Annotated in this window: 21 protein-coding genes and 1 pseudogene; 14 read left to right on the top strand and 8 right to left on the bottom strand. The window is 60.3% G+C overall.

Annotated elements, in window-relative coordinates; all coding sequences use genetic code 11:
- Positions 1-132 precede the first annotated feature (132 nt).
- On the bottom strand, positions 133-1,059 hold the full coding sequence (locus ACQY8Q_RS18140; protein WP_428427846.1) for a DsbA family protein: 927 nt from the start codon (positions 1,057-1,059) through the stop codon (positions 133-135).
- A gap of 117 nt (positions 1,060-1,176) precedes the next feature.
- A complete protein-coding gene (locus tag ACQY8Q_RS18135) occupies positions 1,177-1,689 on the bottom strand; it encodes a DUF721 domain-containing protein (RefSeq protein ID WP_428427845.1) in 513 nt (170 codons plus the stop codon).
- An 82-nt stretch (positions 1,690-1,771) separates the two neighbouring features.
- On the opposite strand from ACQY8Q_RS18135, the gene mutY reads away from it, so the two are divergent.
- The 5 genes from mutY to ACQY8Q_RS18110 all read left to right on the top strand — a co-directional run bounded on the left by mutY (position 1,772) and on the right by ACQY8Q_RS18110 (position 5,900).
- A complete protein-coding gene (mutY, locus tag ACQY8Q_RS18130) occupies positions 1,772-2,899 on the top strand; it encodes an A/G-specific adenine glycosylase (protein ID WP_428427844.1) in 1,128 nt (375 codons plus the stop codon).
- The gene (locus tag ACQY8Q_RS18125; protein WP_428427843.1) at positions 2,899-3,516 is read left to right on the top strand and encodes an HAD family hydrolase; all 618 of its coding nucleotides are present in this window, start codon (positions 2,899-2,901) and stop codon (positions 3,514-3,516) included. The genes mutY and ACQY8Q_RS18125 overlap by 1 nt, the downstream gene beginning before the upstream one ends.
- Positions 3,513-3,884: a nuclear transport factor 2 family protein gene (locus ACQY8Q_RS18120; RefSeq protein ID WP_428427842.1), complete on the top strand. Its 372-nt coding sequence runs from the start codon at positions 3,513-3,515 to the stop codon at positions 3,882-3,884. Before ACQY8Q_RS18125 ends, ACQY8Q_RS18120 begins: the two co-directional genes overlap by 4 nt.
- 119 nt (positions 3,885-4,003) lie before the next feature.
- Positions 4,004-5,104 (top strand): calcium-binding protein, encoded by a 1,101-nt coding sequence (locus ACQY8Q_RS18115; RefSeq protein WP_428427841.1) that lies wholly within the window; start codon positions 4,004-4,006, stop codon positions 5,102-5,104.
- Between the two features lie 595 nt (positions 5,105-5,699).
- Positions 5,700-5,900: a hypothetical protein gene (locus ACQY8Q_RS18110; RefSeq protein WP_428427840.1), complete on the top strand. Its 201-nt coding sequence runs from the start codon at positions 5,700-5,702 to the stop codon at positions 5,898-5,900.
- Positions 5,901-5,999: 99 nt separating this feature from the next.
- Here the strand turns inward: ACQY8Q_RS18110 and ACQY8Q_RS18105 are convergent, their stop codons facing one another.
- The 3 genes from ACQY8Q_RS18105 to ACQY8Q_RS18095 form a co-directional block, all read right to left on the bottom strand.
- The gene (locus ACQY8Q_RS18105) at positions 6,000-7,130 is read right to left on the bottom strand and encodes a site-specific DNA-methyltransferase (protein ID WP_428427839.1); all 1,131 of its coding nucleotides are present in this window, start codon (positions 7,128-7,130) and stop codon (positions 6,000-6,002) included.
- 171 nt (positions 7,131-7,301) lie between these two features.
- Entirely contained in the window at positions 7,302-7,664 is a 363-nt protein-coding gene (locus tag ACQY8Q_RS18100) for an antibiotic biosynthesis monooxygenase family protein (RefSeq protein ID WP_428427838.1), read from the bottom strand.
- Positions 7,661-7,990, bottom strand: coding sequence for an NIPSNAP family protein (locus ACQY8Q_RS18095; RefSeq protein WP_428427837.1), 330 nt, complete (start codon positions 7,988-7,990; stop codon positions 7,661-7,663). The genes ACQY8Q_RS18100 and ACQY8Q_RS18095 overlap by 4 nt, the downstream gene beginning before the upstream one ends.
- 117 nt (positions 7,991-8,107) lie before the next feature.
- Between ACQY8Q_RS18095 and ACQY8Q_RS18090 the strand changes: the two genes are divergently transcribed.
- Together ACQY8Q_RS18090 and ACQY8Q_RS18085 are read left to right on the top strand one after the other, a co-directional pair.
- The gene (locus ACQY8Q_RS18090; protein WP_428427836.1) at positions 8,108-8,836 is read left to right on the top strand and encodes an ArsR/SmtB family transcription factor; all 729 of its coding nucleotides are present in this window, start codon (positions 8,108-8,110) and stop codon (positions 8,834-8,836) included.
- 82 nt (positions 8,837-8,918) lie between these two features.
- Positions 8,919-10,133 (top strand): multidrug effflux MFS transporter, encoded by a 1,215-nt coding sequence (locus ACQY8Q_RS18085; protein ID WP_428427835.1) that lies wholly within the window; start codon positions 8,919-8,921, stop codon positions 10,131-10,133.
- Positions 10,134-10,204: 71 nt separating this feature from the next.
- Here ACQY8Q_RS18085 and ACQY8Q_RS18080 read toward each other — a convergent pair whose 3' ends face one another.
- Together ACQY8Q_RS18080 and ACQY8Q_RS18075 are read right to left on the bottom strand one after the other, a co-directional pair.
- Entirely contained in the window at positions 10,205-10,657 is a 453-nt protein-coding gene (locus tag ACQY8Q_RS18080; protein ID WP_428427834.1) for a DUF1284 domain-containing protein, read from the bottom strand.
- Positions 10,658-10,811: 154 nt separating this feature from the next.
- Positions 10,812-11,687, bottom strand: coding sequence for an aldo/keto reductase family oxidoreductase (locus ACQY8Q_RS18075; RefSeq protein ID WP_428427833.1), 876 nt, complete (start codon positions 11,685-11,687; stop codon positions 10,812-10,814).
- A 96-nt stretch (positions 11,688-11,783) separates the two neighbouring features.
- Between ACQY8Q_RS18075 and ACQY8Q_RS18070 the strand changes: the two genes are divergently transcribed.
- From ACQY8Q_RS18070 to ACQY8Q_RS18060, 3 genes and pseudogenes are all read left to right on the top strand, one after another.
- The gene (locus ACQY8Q_RS18070; protein WP_428427832.1) at positions 11,784-12,695 is read left to right on the top strand and encodes a LysR family transcriptional regulator; all 912 of its coding nucleotides are present in this window, start codon (positions 11,784-11,786) and stop codon (positions 12,693-12,695) included.
- A 147-nt stretch (positions 12,696-12,842) separates the two neighbouring features.
- Positions 12,843-13,538 carry an HAD family hydrolase gene (locus ACQY8Q_RS18065; RefSeq protein ID WP_428427831.1) on the top strand — a complete coding sequence of 232 codons (696 nt, stop codon included), beginning with the start codon at positions 12,843-12,845 and terminating at the stop codon, positions 13,536-13,538.
- 95 nt (positions 13,539-13,633) lie between these two features.
- A pseudogene (locus tag ACQY8Q_RS18060) lies at positions 13,634-13,908 on the top strand (GIY-YIG nuclease family protein).
- Between the two features lie 151 nt (positions 13,909-14,059).
- On the opposite strand, the gene ACQY8Q_RS18055 reads toward ACQY8Q_RS18060, so the two are convergent.
- Positions 14,060-14,614 (bottom strand): hypothetical protein, encoded by a 555-nt coding sequence (locus ACQY8Q_RS18055; RefSeq protein WP_428427830.1) that lies wholly within the window; start codon positions 14,612-14,614, stop codon positions 14,060-14,062.
- 333 nt (positions 14,615-14,947) lie between these two features.
- Between ACQY8Q_RS18055 and thrC the strand changes: the two genes are divergently transcribed.
- The 4 genes from thrC to ACQY8Q_RS18035 all read left to right on the top strand — a co-directional run bounded on the left by thrC (position 14,948) and on the right by ACQY8Q_RS18035 (position 21,284).
- The gene (thrC, locus tag ACQY8Q_RS18050) at positions 14,948-16,354 is read left to right on the top strand and encodes a threonine synthase (protein ID WP_428427829.1); all 1,407 of its coding nucleotides are present in this window, start codon (positions 14,948-14,950) and stop codon (positions 16,352-16,354) included.
- A 16-nt stretch (positions 16,355-16,370) separates the two neighbouring features.
- Positions 16,371-17,672, top strand: a complete 1,302-nt coding sequence (locus tag ACQY8Q_RS18045; protein WP_428427828.1) for a M16 family metallopeptidase — start codon at positions 16,371-16,373, stop codon at positions 17,670-17,672.
- 88 nt (positions 17,673-17,760) lie between these two features.
- Entirely contained in the window at positions 17,761-18,372 is a 612-nt protein-coding gene (locus ACQY8Q_RS18040) for a GNAT family N-acetyltransferase (protein WP_428427827.1), read from the top strand.
- Positions 18,372-21,284: an EAL domain-containing protein gene (locus tag ACQY8Q_RS18035; protein WP_428427826.1), complete on the top strand. Its 2,913-nt coding sequence runs from the start codon at positions 18,372-18,374 to the stop codon at positions 21,282-21,284. Before ACQY8Q_RS18040 ends, ACQY8Q_RS18035 begins: the two co-directional genes overlap by 1 nt.
- Positions 21,285-21,394: the final 110 nt, after the last annotated feature.

The raw sequence follows: 21,394 nt of genomic DNA, 5'->3' as shown, positions 1-21,394 counted from the left end.
GGGGTGGATCCGCGCCCGGGGTTCCCCCTCATCGCCTCGCGATGCTCGGCACTTCTCCCCGCGGGGGAGAAGAAAGAAAGAAAAACGGGCGCACTGAGGCGCCCGCTGGTCGTTTTGTTAAAACGCTGGGGATCAGAGCATTGAGTCGATAAGGGCCGACATGGTGTCAACCGACATTTCTCCGGAATACTTCTTGCCATTGACGAAGAAGGTTGGGGTGGCCTTGACGCCAAAATCCTTGTCACCCTTCTGCATCGTTGCCTGCACATCATCCAGAAGTTTCTGGTTCGTCAAGCAGGCCTCGAAGCTCTCCTGTGTAAAACCGGCCAGTTTCGACATCTGCAACAGTGCATCGCGGCCATTCGGTGCGGCAGCCCACTGTTCCTGCTGCTTGAACAGCATGGAGATCATCGGGAAATACTGGCCTTCCGGGGCGCAGCGCGCCAGCATGAAGGCGGCAGCCGCACGCGGATCGAACGGGAATTCGCGCACAACGAAGCGAACCTGGCCGCTATCGACATACTTCGCCTTGATGGCGTCATAGGTTTCGTTGTGGAAACGGGCGCAATGCGGGCAGGTCATCGACATGTATTCGACGATCGTCACCTTGGCGTCGGCCTTGCCGATCGACATTTCCGGCAGCGGGCCAGGCGCCATCAGCTTGGCAATATCGACTTCGCCTTCCGACTGCGGAACTTCGACCTTGGCTGCGGGCGCTGCGGCCTGGGCCACCTGCGTCTGGCCGGCCTCAGCCGTTGCCGGCGTTGCAGCCGAAGACATGGTCGAGGATGTCGTCGTGCTATCGACCGGCTTGGCCGTATTGGCAGCCATCATCGAGCCCCCCTCAGCCGGCTTCATCGCCGTGGAGGACGACATCATCGAGCCGCCGTCAACTGGCTTGACTTCGGTCTTGGCCGCCGTTTCGGTATTTTCCGTCGCAGGCGCTTTTGCAGCCTCGTCCTTCTTCTCGTCGCTGCAGGCGGCGAGCGTCACAGCGATAGCAGCCACGGCAACGCCGCTCAGGAGGCGCTTGAAAGGGCTCAGTTCAGAAAGGGACATGGTTTCACCTATGTGAGGGGATGAACGAAAACGGTCGAAAATTCGATAACTTGCCTTGTTCAAGGCGACAAGGGGCTGTTGCTCACCAACGTTCAAACAATTGTGACCGGCTGATGGTCACGGTGATTTTTTTCCCGGTGCAAGCACGGCTGTGCCAAGCCGGGTCAGCGCCGCCTTCAGGGCATCATTCTCGATACCATCGACCAGCGTCTCCAGATGCCGGGCACGCTCACCGGTCAAGGGTCTCGGTTTACGATAGGGTTTTGGCGGGGCAGAGACCGGTTTCTGCACGATGCGCATCTGGTTGATCGCTGGAAAACCGAAGAAACCGTTGATCCGCTGGATCAGTTCGCCCTGCGCATGGGTCAGGAACAGGGCGCGAGCACCTTCGCAGGCAATGGTGAGCACACCGGGCTGGTAACCGCCCTCACCGGTCATCTCCGAGGCGCGGCGCGGCCAGGCGATCTTTTCCGGCCGGGTGCAATCGGCAAAGTCCTCGCCGGCAATTTCGTCCCAGGAACCGAGCAGCAGCGTGTTGATACCGGCCCGCTTGGCAAGCACCGGATCGATCATGCCATTGGCGATCTCGCTGATCTGACGGCCGCCCTTGCGGGTATAAGGTTGTTTCAACAGATATCTTTCGGGTTGCGATTCCGCCTTGAAGGATGGCGAACAGTTCGCCAAGTATAGGACCCAACCAACCTTCCGGCAAATGATGCAGCAGATAATGAAAATGGCCAGTGCGGCCGATGCGGCCAAACGGCTTCTTTCCTGGTACGACCGGCATCATCGCGATCTGCCCTGGCGGATCTCGCCGCCGATGGCACGCGATGGCGTGGTCGCAGACCCCTATCACGTCTGGCTGTCGGAAGTGATGCTGCAGCAGACCACCGTGCAGGCGGTCAAACCGTATTTCCAAAAATTCCTAACGCTGTGGCCAAAGGTGACCGACCTTGCGTCTGCCGATACCGAGGAAGTGATGAAGGCCTGGGCGGGTCTTGGCTACTATGCCCGCGCGAGAAACCTGAAGAAATGCGCCGAGGCCGTCGCGCGCCAGCATTCCGGTGTCTTTCCCGATACCGAAGACGCACTGAAGGCGCTGCCCGGGATCGGTGATTATACCGCCGCCGCCGTCTCCGCCATCGCCTTCAATCGCCAAAGTGCAGTGCTCGACGGCAATGTCGAGCGGGTGATTTCGCGGCTGCACGCAATCGAAACGCCGCTACCTTCCGCCAAGCCGCAAATGCGAGCGCTGGTGAGGGACATGACACCGGCGGACCGGCCGGGCGATTTTGCGCAGGGGATGATGGATCTTGGCGCGACGATCTGCACCCCGAAACGGCCTGCCTGCGCGCTCTGTCCCCTGAACGGCGACTGTCTGGCCTTGAAGAGGGCAGATCCGGAAACCTTTCCGCGCAAGGCGCCGAAAAAGGAAAAACCGCTGCGGCTTGGCGCCGCTTTCGTTGCCAGCGGCATCGATGGGGCGGTCTACCTGCAGAAGCGTGGAGAAACCGGGTTGCTCGGCGGCATGACGGAAGTGCCGGGTACGCCATGGACCTCGCGCATCGACGGCGACAACACAATTTCCGCCCAGCCTTTTGCCGCGCCGTGGGAACCCTGCGGAATAATCACACATGTTTTTACGCATTTTGAGTTGCGCTTGTCGATCTATCGGGCCAAGGTCACCAATGAGAACAAAACAGGAAACGGCTGGTGGGAACCGCGCGCCTCGCTCGAGGCCCAGGCTCTGCCGACCGTGATGAAAAAAGCAATCGCCCAAGCCATACCGGATGCTTTCGGAAGCGGCACGGCCAGTCAGAAAAACGTAAGGAACGCCTGATGAGCAGCGTCGAAATCCGTCACATCGTCTTCGACATCGGCAGGGTGCTGATCCATTACGATCCGCATATCCCGTTTTCCCGAATCATTCCCGACGATGCCGAACGCAAGTGGTTCTTCGCCAATGTCTGCACCCATGACTGGAACATCGAGCAGGATCGCGGCCGCGGCTGGCGCGAGGCCGAAGAGCTTTTGATCGCCGAGCATCCTGATCACACCGACAGCATCCGCGCTTTCCGCAAATACTGGCACGAGATGGTGCCGCACGCCTATGTCGAAAGCGTCTCGATCATGGAAAGCCTGATCGCCAAGGGCTATGACGTCACCATGCTGACCAATTTTGCCTCCGACACATTCAAGGAAGCGCAAAAACTGTTTCCGTTTCTCACCCTGCCCCGCGGCGTGACTGTGTCGGGCGACATCCAACTGATCAAGCCGGACGTGGCGATCTACCAGACCCATGCCAAATCCTTCGGGCTCACTCCGGCAGCAACACTGTTCATCGACGACAGCATGCCCAATGTCGAAGGCGCGCGCGCGGCCGGATGGCAGGCCGTTCACTTTACCGATCCGCAGACGCTGCAGTCCGACCTTATCTCATATGGAGTGGCAGTATGACCATGAGCATCCTTTCTGTTGATCCCGTCGCTGCCGCCGCACGCTTCCATGCCGCAATCGAAGCGCTTGATTTTGCGACCATCGACGACTTCTTTGCCGATGACGCAACTTACATCTCCGGCAAGGTCGGAGGCCTGAAGGGCCGCGCCGATATCCTGGCAGCATTCCGGCGCTATTTTGCCGAATATCCCGACCAGGTGGCTGAAAACAGCCTGATCGAAAAAATCTCACCGCTCGCCGCCCGGGCCGTCTGGAGCCTTCGCGCCACCAGCGCCACAACCGGAGATCCGCTTGTCCGCCAGGGTGAGGAAACGATCACTTTTAACGGGCAGGGCAAGATTGTCAGTGTCGATGTCACTGACTACTGACAAAAAGCCTTTTTGAAATCACCAAAACGCCGCAATTGGTTCAGCTGTCGTTCACCTTCTCAGCGGCATGATCTGCGTCGAAACATACAACCGCAAATCACCGGGAGGACCGCGTTTCCATGGCAAGACTCATTATCGATGGCACCAATGGTAGCAATTACATTGTCCAGGGCGACTACAGCGGACGCCCCGTTGAAATTTATGGCTATGGCGGCAATGACACCATCTACCTCAACGTCACCAGCAGCTATGGCGGCGACAACTATGTGAACGCCGGCACCGGCAACGACAAGGTCGTCAACTATTTCGAAGGCGGCAACGACATTTTCCTCGGTGACGGCAACGATGTCTACATCGCCGATATCCGGGCAGGCGACAGCAACGACTATGACGTCGTTTCCGGCGGCAACGGCAATGATCGCTTCGAAGTCGATACGGAAGTCAGCAAATATTACGGTGATGCCGGCAACGACACCTTCCTGTCGTGGGGCGCTGACAACTATTTCAACGGCGGCAGTGGCACCGACACGATCAGCTACCAGCTGCAGGACAACTACAATTCGCAGCGTGGCAAGGGCGTCGATATCAATCTCGGCAAGCAGTGGGCCTCCACGATGAGCGGCCACAAGGAAACGCTGATCAGTATCGAAAATGCCATTGGCACCAACAAGGGCCATGACAACATTACCGGCAGCGAAGGCCGCAATATCCTGCAGGGCCTTGGCGGCAATGACAAACTCTATGGCCTCGGCGGCAACGATGACCTTTATGGCGGCGCTGGCAATGACGATCTCTACGGCGGCAACGGCGACGACGACCTGGTCGGTGGTGCGGGCGATGACGACTTGATCGGCGGCTCCGGCGCTGACTACCTTCTTGGCGGTTCCGGCTTCGATTTCCTCAGCGGCGGCGCGGGCGCCGACGTCTTCGATTTCGACTTTGCCAGTGATTCGGCCGTAGGCAGCAGGCGCGATGTCATCAGTGATTTCCGTGCATCGGAAAACGACGTTGTCGATCTGAGGTCGATCGATGCCAATGAATTGAGTGGTGGAAACCAGAGCTTCAAATTTATCGGCGGCGCTTCGTTCAACGGCACCGCAGGTCAGCTGCAGTTCAAAAACGGCATCATCTCCGGCGATACCGATGGCGATGGCCGTGCCGACTTCCAGATCAAGATGAACGGCGTCACCAAGATGTATGCCGACGATTTCTTTCTTTAAGCCGGCCGGATTTCGGTCAGCAAAGAGGAGTTCCGCCCCGGCGGGGCTCCTTTCTTTTTGATCGGCATACGGACAAACAGAAACGCCCAGGATCATCGCTGATCCTGGGCGTTTAAGTCTTCGGCCGGGACTGAAGGTACGAAACCGGACGAAAACTATCTCTGAACCGGGCGGCTTTCACTGCCGGTCAAGCATTCTACGGGCTGGCCCGCGCGCCTCGCATGGTTGATCACACGGTCGTCCTGCTTGCGAGAATATTACCGCCGGGATGGTTAAATTGTTCTAAAAGGCAGGCACGCCCGGGATGGTTTCAAAGGATGATATTGGGGATAAGACATAAGCAGCAAACGCCGTACGGTCCGATAGCGAAACGGCAAGGATCATCTGTCGTGGCGGTTATCCGGATGCCGATACAACCGGCGTTCTTGCATCCAGCGATCAAGCGGGGCACATAGAATTTGAATTCCCTGCATGCGATGATTCTCGACCGAATAGCCGCTGTCCGAGCTACGCCGATGCCCGAAAAATTCGCCACATTCCGAAACTTGTTTTTTCAGGAACTCGTTCCCGTCCGCAGACGGGAAAGGCAGACCATATGAACCAGAATACCGAGATTTCGAAAAAAACTGCGGAGGGGCAACTTAGCCCTGAAAACAATTCCGAAAGCCCTGCCCGCTGGGTCATTCACTGCATCTGCTGCGAAGAGCCGGTCGAGCCGTGGCAGACCAGCGGCTATCAATTCGGCTATTGTGCCCACTGTTTCGATGTCCTGATGGAACCGGCGGGGACATCTTGAAAACGCATTTTCTGCGCTGACCGCAGTGATTTTAACAAGCAAACGCCGCGCAACCTGATGAGGTACGCGGCGTTTGGCATTCAGTCATGATGCGGCTGATCAGTTGACCTTTGCCATGTCGCTGCGGATGACGGCGCGCAGGTCGTCGATCGGCCTCAGCGATGTGCCGTCTTCATAGTGCCAGAACGTCCAGCCGTTGCAGGCATCCAGACCTTGCACCTTGGCACCGAGGCGGTGGATCGAGCCGGCGTCGCCGCCGCTTGCCACCGTTCCATCGGCGCGTACGATGGCGCTATAGCGGCGCTTGGCGTCGGTCAGCACCGTGCCCGGCTTGATCATGCCGCTTTCGATCAGCGTGTTGAAGGCGACGCGCGGTTCGGCCTTCTTGCCGGTCATGACCGTCAGCATTGCCTTGCCGAGCGGCTCGACTGCAGCAATCCGCTCGGATGCAGCGTCGATATAGGCCTGTTCGCGTTCGATGCCGACGAAATGGCGGCCGAGGCGCTTGGCAACGGCACCGGTCGTGCCTGAGCCGAAGAATGGGTCGAGCACGATATCGCCCGGCTTGGTCGAGGCCATCAAGATACGGGCGAGCAAAGCTTCCGGCTTCTGGGTCGGATGCGCCTTCTTGCCGTCTTCGCCCTTCAGGCGCTCGCCGCCCGAGCAGATCGGAAACAGCCAGTCGGAGCGCATCTGCACGTCGTCATTCGATGCCTTCAGGGCATCGTAGTTGAACGTGTAGCCCTTGCCCTTGGCGCTGGGGCTTGCCCAGATCAGCGTCTCGTGGGCGTTCTGGAACCGGCGGCCCTTGAAGTTTGGCATCGGGTTGGTCTTGCGCCAGATGATGTCGTTGAGGATCCAGAAATTCAGGTCCTGCAGAGTGGCGCCAACGCGAAAAATGTTGTGGTAGGAGCCGATGACCCAGAGCGTTCCAGTCGGCTTCAGGACGCGGCGGCAGGCGAGCAGCCAGGCGCGGGTGAAGGCATCGTACGCCTCGAAGGAAACGAACTGGTCCCATTCGTCGTCGACGGCATCGACCAGCGACTGGTCGGGCCGGTGCAGCGAACCGCCGAGCTGGAGGTTGTACGGCGGGTCGGCGAAGACGACATCAACGGAGTTATCCGGAAGCGCTTCAAGGGCGGCGACGCAATCGCCTTTGATGATGGAATCGAGCCAGCCTGCAGGGCTGACGCCGCGGGAGATTTCGGCCAACGAAACAACTGATGACATGGACACTCGCACCTACGCTTACTCGGAACTGATTAGCCCTTATGGTTACCGAACTTGGTTACCAAATGCTGAAGGCGGCTGCGAAATTCGTGAAATGATACAGGAGGATGCTGGAAAAGCGCCGATATGCCGCGTTCCCGTCATGCTTAACGGGAACGCGTCTTGTGCCGCTTATTGCCTCTGTTCGCTTGCCGCGTGAAACACCCGGCTGTCCTCCGGTGCCTCGTCCCGCTCCGTCATGCCATAGTCGCGGATGACGCTGGCGATGCGCAGCCGGTAGTCGGCGAAGGTGCCGTTGCGGCCGGCATGCTGGGCGGCGCGATGTTCCGGGCCGTTGCGCCAGGTGGTGATCGCCGCCTCGTCGCGCCAGAACGATAGAGACAGGATCTTGCCCGGCGTCTTCAGGCTTTCGAACCGCTCGATCGACAGGAAGCCGTCGATCTCATGAAGCCGGGTATGAAGTTGGGCCGCAAGATCAAGATAGTCCCTGCGCCGGTCATCGGCCGGCGTCACCTCGAAGATGACGGCGATCAAAATGACACCCCTTTTGCATGCGGGCCGGAGACGTTCTTGAGGAAAATCCGGTCTTCCTTGAGGATGAATTTTTCTCTCCTGGCGAACTGATAGTTTTCGGCACCGAGCGGATCGGCAGCCAGCCGCGCGCGATAGGCTTCGTAGGCCGCCAGGCTCTCGATGTTATAGGCGGCGTAAGCGGTCGTTGCAGAGCCCTCGTGTGGGGCGAAATAGCCGATCAGGTCGGCGCCGTTGCGCGGGATCGCCTGTCCCCAGTTGCGGGCGTAAGTGGCGAATTCCTCGCGCTTGAACGGGTCGATTTCGTAGCGGATGAAACAGGTGATCATGGGTCTCTCCTTGGTTTGCGGATGCCCCTTTGTGCCATTTTACAGCGATGCGATGCTTCGATGACGATCGAAGTATGAGGCCTTGCCGAGGGCAAGCGTCGCGGTTACCATCGCGGCATGAAGGAAGGCCCAGATATCGCTCTCATCGGATCGCTGATCGGCGATCCCGCCCGTGCCAACATGCTGACAGCGCTGACCAGCGGCAAGGCACTGACCGCAACGGAGCTTGCCGGGACGGCGGGGATCACCCTGCAGACCGCCAGCTCCCACCTGTCCAAGCTCGAAGCCGGCGGCCTGATCGCGCAGCGAAAGCAGGGACGCCACCGCTATTTCACCCTCGCCGACGACGATGTCGGGCTGATGATCGAGGGCCTGATGGGCTTTGCCGCCTATCGCGGTTTTACCCGCCATCGCACCGGCCCCAAGGACCCGGCGCTGCGCAAGGCCCGCGTCTGCTACAATCACCTGGCGGGCGATTATGGCGTACGCATGCTCGACAGCCTCGTGGCGGAAGAAGTGATCGTCGGTGTCGGTGACACGCTGCATTTGACGCCATCCGGTGAAGGCAAGATAACGGCGCTCGGCATCGACCTTACAGCCCTGACACGATCGCGCCGGCCGGTCTGCCGTGCCTGCCTTGACTGGAGCGAGCGCCGCTCGCATCTGTCCGGTTCGCTTGGCCAAGCGCTGCTGACACTGTTTCTCGACAAGGGCTGGGCCAAGCGCGAACCCGACAGCCGCGCCATCCGCTTTACCGGCACCGGCGAGACTGAATTCGCAAAACTCTTCCCCCTGCCCGCACCGTCACCGGTCGAGCTACGCCACGAGCACACCGTCGAAGCCTGAGCCGAAAGCCCGCTGCCGGGCATGGGATTTTACAGCAAGGCTGCTATAGGTCGGATCAATCCTGTCTATGCGAATACGGCCAATGACATCCCCAACCAGTTTCCGCGAACGCATCATCCTCTATGCCTGCCTGACCTCGCTGACGTCGATCAGCATCGATGCACTCTTGCCGGGGTTGCGCCAGATCGGCGCGGATGTCGGCGCAGCACCTCCACTCTCCACCCAGCACATCATATCGCTGTTCATCCTCGGCATGGCGTGCGGAGAATTGCTGCTCGGGCCACTATCCGATGCGCTGGGACGAAAGAAGGCGCTGGTACTCGGCCTTTGCGTCTACGCACTGGGAACGGTAATCGCCATGACGGCCGGATCACTCGAAATGGTGATTGCCGGGCGTGTTATTCAGGGGATCGGCGTCTCCGGCCCGAAGATCGCCACACGGGCGATGATCCGCGACCAGTTCGAGGGCGATGCGATGGCGCGCGTCATGTCGTTCATGTTCACGCTGTTCATTCTCGTGCCGATGCTGGCGCCTGCCCTTGCGCAGGGCATCATCGCTGTTGGCGGCTGGCGCAGTGTCTTTGCTGTTTATCTCGGGGTGGCGGGCGTTCTCGGCCTCTGGCTGGTGATGCGGCAACCGGAAACCCTGCCACCTGCCAAGCGCATTCCCTTTCGCCCCCGGCTGCTCGTGCTCAACGGATGGCGCATCCTGTCGAACCGGGGCGTGACACTGCTGATCGTGGCAACCGGGCTCGTCTTCGGCGCACAGCTCGTCTATCTCAGCACCGCCGCTGACCTTTTCTTCGATGCCTATGGGATAAAAGAAACCTTCCCCTTCTATTTTGCGGCTCTCGCCACCGGGATCGGGCTTGCTTCATTCCTCAACGCCAAGCTGGTGCAACGCTTTGGATCGGACGCCATGGCACGCTGCGGCTTTGCTGGGCTCGCAGTGGCGGGTTTGATGATGCTGGCGGCATCCGGATTCTGGGAAGGACGACCGCCTTTGGCCGTGCTGATGCTGCTCGCCTTTTCGGCGTTCTTTGCAATCGGCGTGCTGTTCGGTAACCTCAACGCCATGGCCATGCGCTCGCTGGGACAGGTTGCGGGGCTCGGTGCGTCGTTGATCGCCTCCGGATCCAGCCTGATCGCCACCCTGTTTGCGATCACTCTCGGCGCGTTTTATGACGGCACGACGTTCACGCTATCAGCAGGCTTCCTCGTCGCCGGCGTCAGTGCGCTGGTGCTGGCCGAGCTCGCAGCGCGGGGAGACGCTGCGCCGGTCGAGGCTGTACGATAGGCGGTCCGCAAGAACTCGGGGCGGTTTCTCATGATCTCTGGTTACCATGGACCATGGCATTGCTGCTCGATTTAGCCTGCGCCATACGCTGGCTGACAACCCGGCGCTTCAACGAGCACACCGTCGAAGCCTGACGCTGCAATACCGGTGCAGAGCGGCGACCATTCGCAGCGCTGGCAGGCTTCGCGGATCGAGCCGTCGCCAAACGCCGCGCGCATCCGCTGCAGGAAGTTCACATCGGGCGAGAACAACGCGCCAAGACCGGCAGGCAGTTTGAGCAAAGCCTCAACTGCTTCGCTGGCCGTGATATCGCGATCAGTCACACTCTCGTTCAGACAGTGCATATCCGCCTCACCCAGCATCGGCGCGCAGATATCGTCCGGTCCCTCGACCACCAGAATATCCTCGCCAGCAGAAAGACGGGCGGCGATGCGGATGTAATTTTCGGTGAAAGCAGCTGTGTATCCCTTGCCGACGAAGGTCAGCATGCAGAGCAGATGATGCGGGCGCAGGCGGACGGTCATGGGGGCCTTGGCAGGGTCAAAATCCGGTTTTACCCGGCAATACCGCCAACGGCAACTGATGGCCCGATGGAGGCCACCAGCCTCAAACTCCGGCCTTCCACTACACCACCCACAAGGCGCGGCGTAGCGGATTGATTGCGATGTCCAAATGCCTTTAGGCAGCGATACCGGCGACCTGATCCAGTTCCCGGACAGCATCATCCGGCAGCACCAGTCCCGCTGCGGCAAGGTTTTCGCGGAGATGGCCGACGGATGAGGTGCCGGGGATGAGCAGAATGTTCGGCGAACGGCGCAGCAGCCAGGCGAGCGCCGCCTGCATCGGGGTAGCGTTGAGGCGTGTTGCGACATCCGACAGCGTCGATGACTGCAGCGGGCTGAAGCCGCCGAGCGGAAAGAACGGCACATAGGCGATGCCGTCGCGGGCAAGATCGTCGATCAGGGCATCGTCATCCCGATGGGCCAGATTATACTGGTTCTGGACGCAGACGATTTTGGCGATCCCACGCCCCTCGGCGATCTGCGTGGCGGTGGCGTTGCTCAGCCCGATATGACGGATCAAGCCTTGCCTTTGCAAATCCGCGAGCACGGTGAGCGGCGCTTCCAGCGATCCTTCCGCCGGACCATGCACGCTGAACATCAGGCGAAGATTGACGACATCGATGACATCCAGGCCCAGATTGCGCAGATTGTCGTGAATGGCGCTCGTCAGTTCTTCGCGGGAGAAAGCCGGGGCCCACGACTTATCCTCGCCACGCCGGGCGCCGACCTTGGTGACGATGACCAGATCGTCGCGATAGGGATGCAGCGCTTCGCGGATAAGCTGATTGGTGACATGCGGGCCGTAGAAATCGCTGGTGTCGATGTGATCAACGCCGCTTTCAACAGCCGCGCGCAACACGGCGAGCGCCGCTTCGTGATCCTTCGGCGGGCCGAAAACGCCGGGGCCAGCAAGTTGCATGGCGCCGTAACCGAGCCTTTTGACCTTGCGGTCACTGAGGGTGAACGTACCGGACTGATCGACAGTTGACATGATCTGGTTCCTTTCAAGAGACACGTTCAAGATAGGCGTTGTCGGCACGCATGAAAACGGGTCATAATCCGCACAGCGTGTGCGGGATGGCGAACAATGAAAACCGATCTGGGTAATCTGAATGCGTTCGTCGCGGTGGCACGCGCCGGTGGTTTTCGCGAGGGCGCGCGCACGACTGGCACCAGCGCCTCCTTCCTCAGCGAAGCCGTGCGCCGGCTGGAGGCTCAACTGGGCGTCAGGCTGCTCAACCGGACGACACGAAGCGTGGTTCCGACCGAAGCCGGCAAGGGCTTACTGGAGCGGCTGGGGCCGGCATTGACCGAGGTGGAGGCGGCGCTTGACGTGGTCAACGGCTTTCGCGACCGGCCGGCCGGCACGCTGCGCCTGAATGTGCCGGTCAGCGCGGCGCGGCTGGTGCTGCCGGCAATCATACCACCGTTCCTGTCTGCCTATCCTGATATAAGGCTGGAGATCGTCACCGACGACAGTTTTGTCGATGTGCTTGCGGCAGGCTGCGACGCCGGCATCCGTTATGACGAAAAGCTGGAGCAGGACATGATCGCGGTACCGATCGGGCCGCGTGTCCAGCGTTTTGCCACCGCAGCCTCCCCCGCCTATCTCGACCGCCGTGGAAGGCCGCAACATCCGCGTGAACTGCTCGGTCATGCCTGTCTGCTCGGCCGCTTTGCAAGCGGTAGGACCACGGCACCGTGGGAATACGAACTTGATGGCGAGGTCGTGCGGGTCGATCCCGTCGGGCCGCTGATCGTCAGCGTCGGTGGATCGATCGATCTCGCCGTCGATACCGCAATTGCCGGAACAGGGATCATTTCCCTGTTCGAGGACTGGCTGCGCCCGTATCTGGACACAGGCGCGTTGGAACCCGTTCTTGAGCCCTGGTGGCAATCCTTCCCGGGGCCGTTCCTCTACTATCCCGGACGGCGGATGGTACCCGCCCCGCTCAGAGCCTTTATCGACTTCGTCAAGGCGCCGGACAACCGGACCTGACGCTGCTTGTGGACGACCTACCCTTCATTTGAAGCGTGAATTTCGACCGTTCCGCCTCTCGCGCATGGCAGGTTTCCACTCCGCGCGGTTGAGCTTTTGGCAGGCATCGTGTAAACGGCCAGCATCTCCCCAAAGGATTATCCCGGCATGACCAGCATTGATCTCATCATCTTCGACTGCGACGGCGTTCTCGTCGATTCGGAAATCATCGCCAGCGAAGTCGAAGCGGAGCTTCTGACGGAATCGGGCTATCCGATCAGCACCGAAGAAATGGCCGAGCGCTTTGCCGGCATGACTTGGCACAACACGCTGCTGGCCATCGAGAAGGAAGCCGACATTCCGTTTTCGGCCTCGATGCTGAGCAAGGTCGAAGCCATCCTCGACAAGCGCCTGGCCGAAGACCTCAACATCATCGACGGCGTCAAGCCGATGCTGGCGCAGCTGACGCTGCCGCATGGCATCTGCTCGAACTCGACCTCGGCGCGGCTCGCCTCGATGTTGGCCAAGGTCGGCATCAAGGATCATTTCGGCAAGCATATCTATTCGGCCCGCGATCTCGGCGAAGACAAGGTCAAGCCGAAGCCGGACATTTTTCTGCACGGCGCCAAACAGTTCGGCGTCCATCCGTCGCGCGTGCTGGTGATCGAGGACTCCGTCCACGGCATCCATGGCGCCATCGCCGCCGGCATGCGCGTCGTCGGCTTCACCGGCGCATCGCACACCTATCCCTCGCATGCCGACAAGCTGACCGAGGCCGGCGCCGAAACGGTGATTTCGCGCATGAGCGCCCTGCCGGGCGTCATCGCTGCCCTGTCGGAATGGTCGGAAACGCTGACGGCATAACGAATTTGAGTTGGTGTCTCAGCGAGAGCCAGCACCACCCACCTCCGTCATCCTCGGGCTCGACCCGAGGATCCACTCCCGAGCATCATTCTGCGATGGCGGGCTATGTCTATATCATCACCAATCACAAGCGATGTACGCTCTACATTGGCGTGAGCTCCGTTCTCAAACGCCTTATGGGCGAGCATTGTGAAGTCGTTTCACCTGGCTTCGCCGCCAAATATGGCTGTAAGCAACTCGTCTGGTACGAAGAACACTTGTCAATCGGCACGGCAATCCAGCGCGAGAAATCACTCAAGCGTTGTACCGACAGTGGAAGATCGAATTGATGAATCCCGAATGGCGGGATCTTTATCACGAGCTTTGGTAGGCTTGGCAGTGGATCCTCGGGTCAAGCCCGAGGATGACGGAGTGGTATTTGCGTCTTTCCGATAAAAACAGCTAAAAATCCGGTCGCGCCAGACAAAAAAAGCCGGCACGAAACCTCGCACCGGCTTTTTCGATCAAGCAAAAAATCCCGCTTATTTCTTCTTCTTGCCCGCAGCCGGACCTTCGTCGAAGCCGACATAGATCTTGGCGAAGGCGCCGGCGCCGCCGGGCAGTGCGATGTTGGTCTTGGTGAAGATGAACTGGGCCGAGCCGGTGCCGCTCTGGACATCGACCGGGTACTGCGTCAATTCCGAATAGAGCGTGTTCTTGCCGTCGGTCGCAGCGACGCGGATCGGCAGGTTGACGGTACCAGCACCACCGGCCGGGCCTGAAACGACGCGGCCCTGGACGACGACGGTCATCACCAGCTGGCTCTCGTTCTGGACGCACTGGCGGGTCGTATCGGCGAGCGACGCCTGGTAAACGATCTTGGTCGGATCATCCTTGGCGCCCTTGGCGTAGGTCCGGTAGTTGGCGGTGCCATCAAGCAGGTAAACCTGCGGGCAAGAGCCCTGGATGACGGCCGGTGTCGGTGCAGCGGCACTGCCGCCTGCGTCGATCGCGCCGCCAGTATCCGTTTTGTTGCAGCCCGCGATGACCACGAGAAGTGAAATTCCGAGAAGACGGATGGAAACTTTACCCAACACCTGACTTGACCCCCTGCCTTGCACAAATTGATGCCGCAGGCGTGACTGACCGTAAAATAAGGTATTTTTCGGTTTTCACCCCGGCAACTTGAGCCTTTCAAGACCCTTGGCGATGGTCTATAGCAGCGACGCATTGAAAAATCGATTGGAGTCTGATGCCGGAACGCCAATTTTTCCGGACGCGCTGAATTGGCCGATGCCAGACGAAAGTCCGATATTTCCGTCAGCTTTGCCAATGGCTGACGCAAAAAGAACCGTGATTCCCGTCCGGTTCGAATAGGGTGCCAGTCAATTCCCGCCGCAACGTCTGCGGCAGCAAACAGACGACGAAGGATGGTCACGGTGAAGTATATCTCGACGCGGGGCGAAGCCCCTTCGCTGGGTTTTTGCGATGCGCTTCTGGCTGGTCTCGGCCGCGACGGCGGCCTGTATGTGCCGGCGGAATGGCCAAGCTTCACCAAGAAGGAAATCCGGGCGATGCGCGGAAAATCCTATCAGGAGATCGCGTTTACCGTCCTCACCCCCTTCATCGACGGTGAAATCCCCGACGACAAGTTTCGCGCTATGATCGACGAGGCCTATGCGACCTTCCGCCATCCGGCGATCGCTCCGATTGTCCAGACCGGCCCGAACGCCTTCATCATGGAGCTTTTCCACGGCTCGACGCTCGCCTTCAAGGACGTGGCGATGCAGCTTCTCGGGCGGCTGATGGACTATGTGCTGACCGAGCGCAACGAGCGCGCCACCATCGTCGGTGCCACCTCGGGCGATACCGGGGGTGCTGCCATCGACGCCTTTGCCGGGCGCGACCGCACCGATATCTTCATCCTCTTTCCGCATGGCAAGGTCTCGCCGGTGCAGCAGCGCCAGATGACCACATCGACCGCCAGCAACGTCCACGCGGTGGCGGTCAACGGCAATTTCGACGACTGCCAGAGCCTCGTCAAAGAAATGTTCAATGATGTCGCCTTCCGCGACAGCGTCGCTTTGTCCGGCGTCAACTCGATCAACTGGGCCCGCATCATGGCCCAGATCGTCTATTATTTCACAACGGCGCTGGCGCTCGGCGGTCCGGACCGGATGGTGTCCTTCACCGTCCCGACGGGCAATTTCGGCGATATATTTGCCGGTTACGTGGCGCGCCAGATGGGGCTGCCGATCGACAAGCTGGTGGTTGCCACCAACGAGAACGACATTCTCGCACGTACGCTGGAAACCGGCCGCTACGAGATGCGTGACGTCAAGGCCACCACCTCGCCGTCGATGGACATCCAAATTTCTTCCAATTTCGAGCGGCTGCTGTTCGAGGTCTATCACCGCGACGCCTCCAAGGTGCGCGGCGCCATGGCCAACCTCAAACAATCCGGCTCCTTCGAGATCGAGGACGATGCGCTGAAATCGATGCGCAAGGTGTTCCGGGCCGGCCGCGCCACCGAGAAGGATGTGGCGAAAACCATCGCCAAGACGCTGGAGACCACCGGCTACCTTCTCGACCCGCATACGGCGATCGGCGTCTTCGTTGCCAACAAGCATGAAACCTCGAGCGTGCCGATGGTGACGCTTGCCACCGCACACCCGGCAAAATTCCCGGCTGCAGTAAAATCGGCCAGTGGTATTGACCCGGCGCTTCCAACGTGGCTTGCTAATCTGATGGTCAGGGAGGAGCGTTTCGACGTTCTTGACGCCGAGCTAAAAGCTGTTGAAACCTATATCAACGAGCGGGCCCGCATCCGGAAATAAGGACGCAGAAAGACGTATGATGAAAGTTGAGTGCACCCGGCTGCAATCCGGGTTGACGGTCGTCACCGAGAACATGCCGCATCTTGAAAGCGTTGCCCTCGGGGTCTGGATCAAATCCGGTTCACGCGATGAAACCACGGACGAGCACGGAATTGCCCATCTGCTGGAACATATGGCGTTCAAGGGCACCGCGCGGCGAACTGCCCGCGATATTGCCGAACAGATCGAAAATGTCGGCGGCGAAGTCAACGCCGCGACATCCACGGAAACCACCTCCTACTACGCCCGTATTCTCCAGGACGATGTTCCGCTCGCTGTCGACATCCTTGCCGATATCCTGACGGAATCCTCCTTCGACGAGGACGAGCTGCAGCGCGAAAAGCAGGTCATCCTGCAGGAAATCGGCGCCGCCAACGACACGCCCGACGATGTCGTCTTCGACAAGTTCGCCGAAACCGCCTTTGCCAACCAGACGATCGGCCGCCCGATCCTCGGCACGCCGGACACGGTCTTGTCCTTCACGCCTCAGCAGATCCGCACCTATCTCGACCGCAACTACACCACCGACCGCATGTTCGTCGTCGGTGCCGGTGCGATCGATCATGATAGCTTTGTGCGACAGGTTGAAGACCGCTTTTCCAGCCTGCCGCAAAAGCCGGCCGCATCTCCGGTTGCCGATACCGCCCATTATACCGGCGGCGACGTGCGCGAAAGCCGCGACCTGATGGACGCGCAGGTGCTGCTCGGTTTCGAGGGCAAGGCCTATCACGCCCGCGATTTCTACTGTTCGCAGATCCTTGCCAATATTCTCGGCGGCGGCATGTCCTCCCGGCTGTTCCAGGAAGTCCGCGAGCATCGTGGCCTGTGCTATTCGGTCTATGCCTTCCATTGGGGCTTTTCCGACACCGGTATCTTCGGCGTTCACGCCGCAACCGGTGGTGAAAACCTGCCTGAACTGATGCCTGTTATCATCGATGAGCTGCGCAAGTCGTCGATGAACATCGAGCAGCAGGAAATTGACCGTGCCCGGGCGCAGATCCGTGCCCAGCTGCTGATGGGCCAGGAAAGCCCGGCCGCGCGTGCCGGCCAGATCGCCCGCCAGATGATGCTCTACGGCCGCCCGATCCCGAATGAAGAACTGATGGAGCGCCTATCCGGCATCACCGTCGAACGCCTGACGGATCTTGCCGGCCGGCTGTTCTTCGATACCGTGCCGACGCTGTCGGCCATCGGACCAGTGGAGAAACTGGCGCCGATGGACGATATTCTGGGTGCGCTTTCCAACAAGGCTGTCCGGGCTCGGGCTGCCAACGGCTAATTCTTTTTTTGATGAGCGACCTCCGGGCGTTCGCCGAGCGCCCGGCACTCTCGCATATGGTATCAACCCATCCACTGCGGAGGCTTCGATGACACGATCGGTCTTTCGGTTTCTGTCACGGCAGCCGGGCCCGATCGAGATTGGCAATGCGACGCATATGCTGCGCCTGCCGAAATCAACCGATTATCGCCAATGGTACCAGCTGCGCAGCGAAAGCCGCGCCTTTCTCGAGCCCTGGGAGCCGACCTGGCGGGCCGACGAGATGACCGAAAGTGCATTTCGCACCCGCGTCATCCGCAACGAGCAGGAATTTTCCTCCGGCCAGGCTGTGCCGCTGTTCATCGTTTCACGGGCAGAAGAGCAGCTGATCGGCGGCCTGACCATCGGCTATATCCGCCGGGGTGCCGCCCAATGCTGCATGATCGGCTACTGGATGGGCGAGCGGTTTGCCGGCAACGGACATATGGCACAGGCCGTTAAACTGGCTATCCCCTACATCTTTTCGAGCCTTCAGTTGCACCGTATTGAAGCAGCCTGTATTCCGGAGAACCACAGAAGCGTCCGGCTCCTTGAAAAGGCCGGGTTTCAGCGCGAAGGTTATTTGCGGGAATACCTGAAAATCAACGGGCAATGGCGGGATCATCTGATGCTCTCGCTGCTCTCGCAGGACAGCATGCAACATAAGAATTCGAGTGATTGATGTTTTTGACCCGCCTGCCACTTTCCCCGTCAGCACGAAGGCTCTTGGCGCTTCTTACCGCCATGATGACCGCATTCTGCCTGATCGGTAGCGGCGCGGCGTTTGCCACCGAACCCGTAAAGATTTCCCGCGAGGACACGGCGCTTGATCTGACGGCGACGACGGAAATCTATACCGGCCGCGGTGAAGCCTTCCAGGTTTCGACAGCGCCCGGCACCGACGGCATCGTGCGGCGTATCGAGGTGCGCTCCAGCGCTGAAAACCACCAGGGTGACTGGGCCGTATTTGCGCTCGCCAACGTTTCGGAAGAGCAGCTGGAGCGCGTCATCGTCGCTCCGCATTTCCGGCTGGTGAATTCAAAATTGTTCTGGCCGGACCTCGGATCGCAGCGGATCCTGTCGATCACACCCTCGGAAGGCTTTGCGCTTGACCGCCAGCCGAGCGACGAGGCGGACGTTTTCCGCATCACGCTTAACCCCGGCTCGGTCATCACCTTCGTCGCCGAACTCGCCGGTCCCGACCTGCCGCAGATCTATCTCTGGGAGCCGGACGCCTACAAGGACACGGTTAACGCTTTCACACTCTATCGCGGCATCGTGCTGGGCATTGCCGGCCTGCTTGCGGTGTTCCTGACCATCCTGTTCGTCGTCAAGGGAACCTCGATGCTGCCGGCGACGGCAGCACTCGCCTGGGCGGTGCTGGCATATATCTGCGTCGACTTCGGCTTCCTGTCGAAGCTGATCTCGATCACCGCAGGCGATGAGCGCATATGGCGCGCCGGCAGCGAGGTGTTTCTTGCGGCCGGGCTTGTGATCTTCCTGTTCACCTATCTCAACCTCAATCGCTGGCACCAGCACCTGAGCTACGCGACGCTCGCCTGGATCCTCGGCCTTGGCCTTTTGTTCGGCGTGGCGATCTATGACCCTGCCATCGCCTCCGGTATTGCCCGCCTCTCCTTCGCGCTGACCGGCACGGCCGGTATCGTGCTGATCGCCTATCTCGGCTTCAACCGCTACGACCGCGCCATCCTGCTTGTGCCGGCCTGGCTCTTGATCCTCGTCTGGCTGTTTGGGGCATGGCTGACCGTCACCGGCCAGCTCGCCAATGATATCGTCCAGCCGGCACTCGGCGGCGGTCTCGTGCTGATCGTGCTTCTGATCGGCTTCACGGTGATGCAGCACGCCTTTGCCGGTGGTGCCTATAGCCAAGGGCTGTTCTCCGATCTGGAGCGCCAGTCGCTGGCGCTGACCGGCTCCGGCGATACAGTCTGGGACTGGGACGTGGCGCGCGACCGCGTCGTGACCATTCCCGACATCTCTGCCCAGCTCGGCCTGTCGCCCGGCACGATGCACGGCGCTGCCCGCAACTGGCTGCCGCGCCTGCACCCCGACGACCGCGACCGGTTTCGCGCCACCCTCGACGTGCTGCTTGAGCATCGCAAGGGCCGGCTGAACCACGAGTTTCGTGTGCGCGCCGAAGACGGGCATTACCACTGGCTGTCGATCCGCGCCCGGCCGGTGCTCGGCGCCAACGGCGAAATCATCCGCTGCGTCGGCACCATCGTCGATATTACCGAGCAGAAGAATTCCATCGACCGGCTGCTGCACAATGCGCTGAACGACAATCTGACCGGATTGCCGAACCGGCAGATCTTTCTCGACCGGCTGCAATCGCTTCTGTCGCTGGCGCCGGGATCAAGCGCGGTACGCCCCACCGTCATCACCATCGACATCGACCGCTACAAGCAGGTCAACGACATGCTCGGCATCGCTGCCGGCGACAATATCCTGATCGCCCTCACCCGCCGCCTGCGGCGCCTGGTCAAGCCGCAGGACACGCTGGCGCGTCTTGGTGGCGACGAATTCGGGCTGATCCTGATGTCGGAGCGCGATACCGCCAAAGTCGCCGATTTTGCCGATGCCGTCTCCAAGGCGATCATGGTGCCGCTCAACTTCGGCAATCGCGAAATCAACCTGACGGCCTCGATCGGCCTCGTCTCCTGGGTCGATCAGCAGGAAAATGCTGCGGGGCTGCTCGATGATGCGGAGCTTGCGATGTTCCGCGCCAAGAAGGCCGGCGGCAATCGCGTCGAACCTTTCCGCCCGGCTTTCCGCGCCTCAGGCACCGATCGCCTGCAACTGGAAACCGATCTGCGCCGCGCCATCGAGCGCAAGGAACTGAGCCTCGTCTACCAGCCGATCGTCCGCCTGGTCGATGCCGAAATCGCTGGTTTCGAGGCGCTGATGCGCTGGGAGCATCCCAAGCGCGGCAGCATTTCGCCGTCGGAGTTCATCCCGATCGCGGAAAATTCCGATCTGATCAACGAACTCGGCATGTTCGCCTTTGAGCGGGCGACCAGCGACCTCATCGAATGGCAGATCCAGACCGGCGAACTGCCGATCTTCGTTTCCGTCAACCTGTCGAGCGCGCAGCTGCTCAACAACGATCTCTATGACGACATCCGCGCGGTGCTGAACAAGAACCATTGCGATCCGCGCAAGGTGAAGGTTGAACTGACCGAATCCGTCGTCATGGAAAACCCGGAACAGGCCCGGCTTGTGCTGGAAAAGCTGAAGGATGCCGGCCTGAAACTGGCGCTCGACGATTTCGGCACCGGCCATTCGTCGCTGGCCTACCTCACCCGCTTTCCGTTCGACACGATCAAGATCGACAAGTCACTGGTTAGAGACCCCAGCGACAAGCGCTCGATCCTCCTGCGTTCGGTCATCACCATGGCCCGCGAACTCGAGATGCAGGTGGTTGCCGAAGGCATCGAATCCGAGGAAGACGCCATCCAGCTCGCCCAGATGGGCTGCGACTTCGGCCAAAGCTTCCTCTTCGGCCCCCCGATCGGCTCGGAGTCGATCCAGCGGCTTCTGAAGGAACGCTTTCCGCTGATGAAGCGGGCGTGAGTGGGCCGATTTTTATATCTTGTAGCTAATTCGATGGGCGTCTGCTTGCGAGCCCGAAGCGGACAAAATCGCAATCGATACGTTAACGGCAGCCTAGCGCACGCGCGCCG

The sequence above is a fragment of the Pararhizobium sp. genome, from assembly GCF_965279435.1.
GTDB lineage: Bacteria > Pseudomonadota > Alphaproteobacteria > Rhizobiales > Rhizobiaceae > Pararhizobium.
Note: the sequence above shows the minus strand (reverse complement) of the source record. Positions and strands in the feature narration are given on the sequence as shown.

Excerpts from the sequence above, each read along its gene's own strand:
- ACQY8Q_RS18035 (WP_428427826.1), top strand. The coding sequence starts at position 18,372 with ATGTTTTTGACCCGCCTGCCACTTTCCCCGTCAGCACGAAGGCTCTTG.
- ACQY8Q_RS18115 (WP_428427841.1), top strand. The coding sequence starts at position 4,004 with ATGGCAAGACTCATTATCGATGGCACCAATGGTAGCAATTACATTGTC.
- ACQY8Q_RS18110 (WP_428427840.1), top strand. The coding sequence starts at position 5,700 with ATGAACCAGAATACCGAGATTTCGAAAAAAACTGCGGAGGGGCAACTT.
- ACQY8Q_RS18105 (WP_428427839.1), bottom strand. The coding sequence starts at position 7,130 with ATGTCATCAGTTGTTTCGTTGGCCGAAATCTCCCGCGGCGTCAGCCCT.
- ACQY8Q_RS18045 (WP_428427828.1), top strand. The coding sequence starts at position 16,371 with ATGATGAAAGTTGAGTGCACCCGGCTGCAATCCGGGTTGACGGTCGTC.
- ACQY8Q_RS18140 (WP_428427846.1), bottom strand. The coding sequence starts at position 1,059 with ATGTCCCTTTCTGAACTGAGCCCTTTCAAGCGCCTCCTGAGCGGCGTT.
- ACQY8Q_RS18085 (WP_428427835.1), top strand. The coding sequence starts at position 8,919 with ATGACATCCCCAACCAGTTTCCGCGAACGCATCATCCTCTATGCCTGC.
- ACQY8Q_RS18075 (WP_428427833.1), bottom strand. The coding sequence starts at position 11,687 with ATGTCAACTGTCGATCAGTCCGGTACGTTCACCCTCAGTGACCGCAAG.
- ACQY8Q_RS18080 (WP_428427834.1), bottom strand. The coding sequence starts at position 10,657 with ATGACCGTCCGCCTGCGCCCGCATCATCTGCTCTGCATGCTGACCTTC.
- ACQY8Q_RS18040 (WP_428427827.1), top strand. The coding sequence starts at position 17,761 with ATGACACGATCGGTCTTTCGGTTTCTGTCACGGCAGCCGGGCCCGATC.
- ACQY8Q_RS18125 (WP_428427843.1), top strand. The coding sequence starts at position 2,899 with ATGAGCAGCGTCGAAATCCGTCACATCGTCTTCGACATCGGCAGGGTG.
- ACQY8Q_RS18120 (WP_428427842.1), top strand. The coding sequence starts at position 3,513 with ATGACCATGAGCATCCTTTCTGTTGATCCCGTCGCTGCCGCCGCACGC.
- ACQY8Q_RS18070 (WP_428427832.1), top strand. The coding sequence starts at position 11,784 with ATGAAAACCGATCTGGGTAATCTGAATGCGTTCGTCGCGGTGGCACGC.
- ACQY8Q_RS18065 (WP_428427831.1), top strand. The coding sequence starts at position 12,843 with ATGACCAGCATTGATCTCATCATCTTCGACTGCGACGGCGTTCTCGTC.
- thrC (WP_428427829.1), top strand. The coding sequence starts at position 14,948 with ATGGTCACGGTGAAGTATATCTCGACGCGGGGCGAAGCCCCTTCGCTG.
- mutY (WP_428427844.1), top strand. The coding sequence starts at position 1,772 with ATGATGCAGCAGATAATGAAAATGGCCAGTGCGGCCGATGCGGCCAAA.
- ACQY8Q_RS18095 (WP_428427837.1), bottom strand. The coding sequence starts at position 7,990 with ATGATCACCTGTTTCATCCGCTACGAAATCGACCCGTTCAAGCGCGAG.
- ACQY8Q_RS18090 (WP_428427836.1), top strand. The coding sequence starts at position 8,108 with ATGAAGGAAGGCCCAGATATCGCTCTCATCGGATCGCTGATCGGCGAT.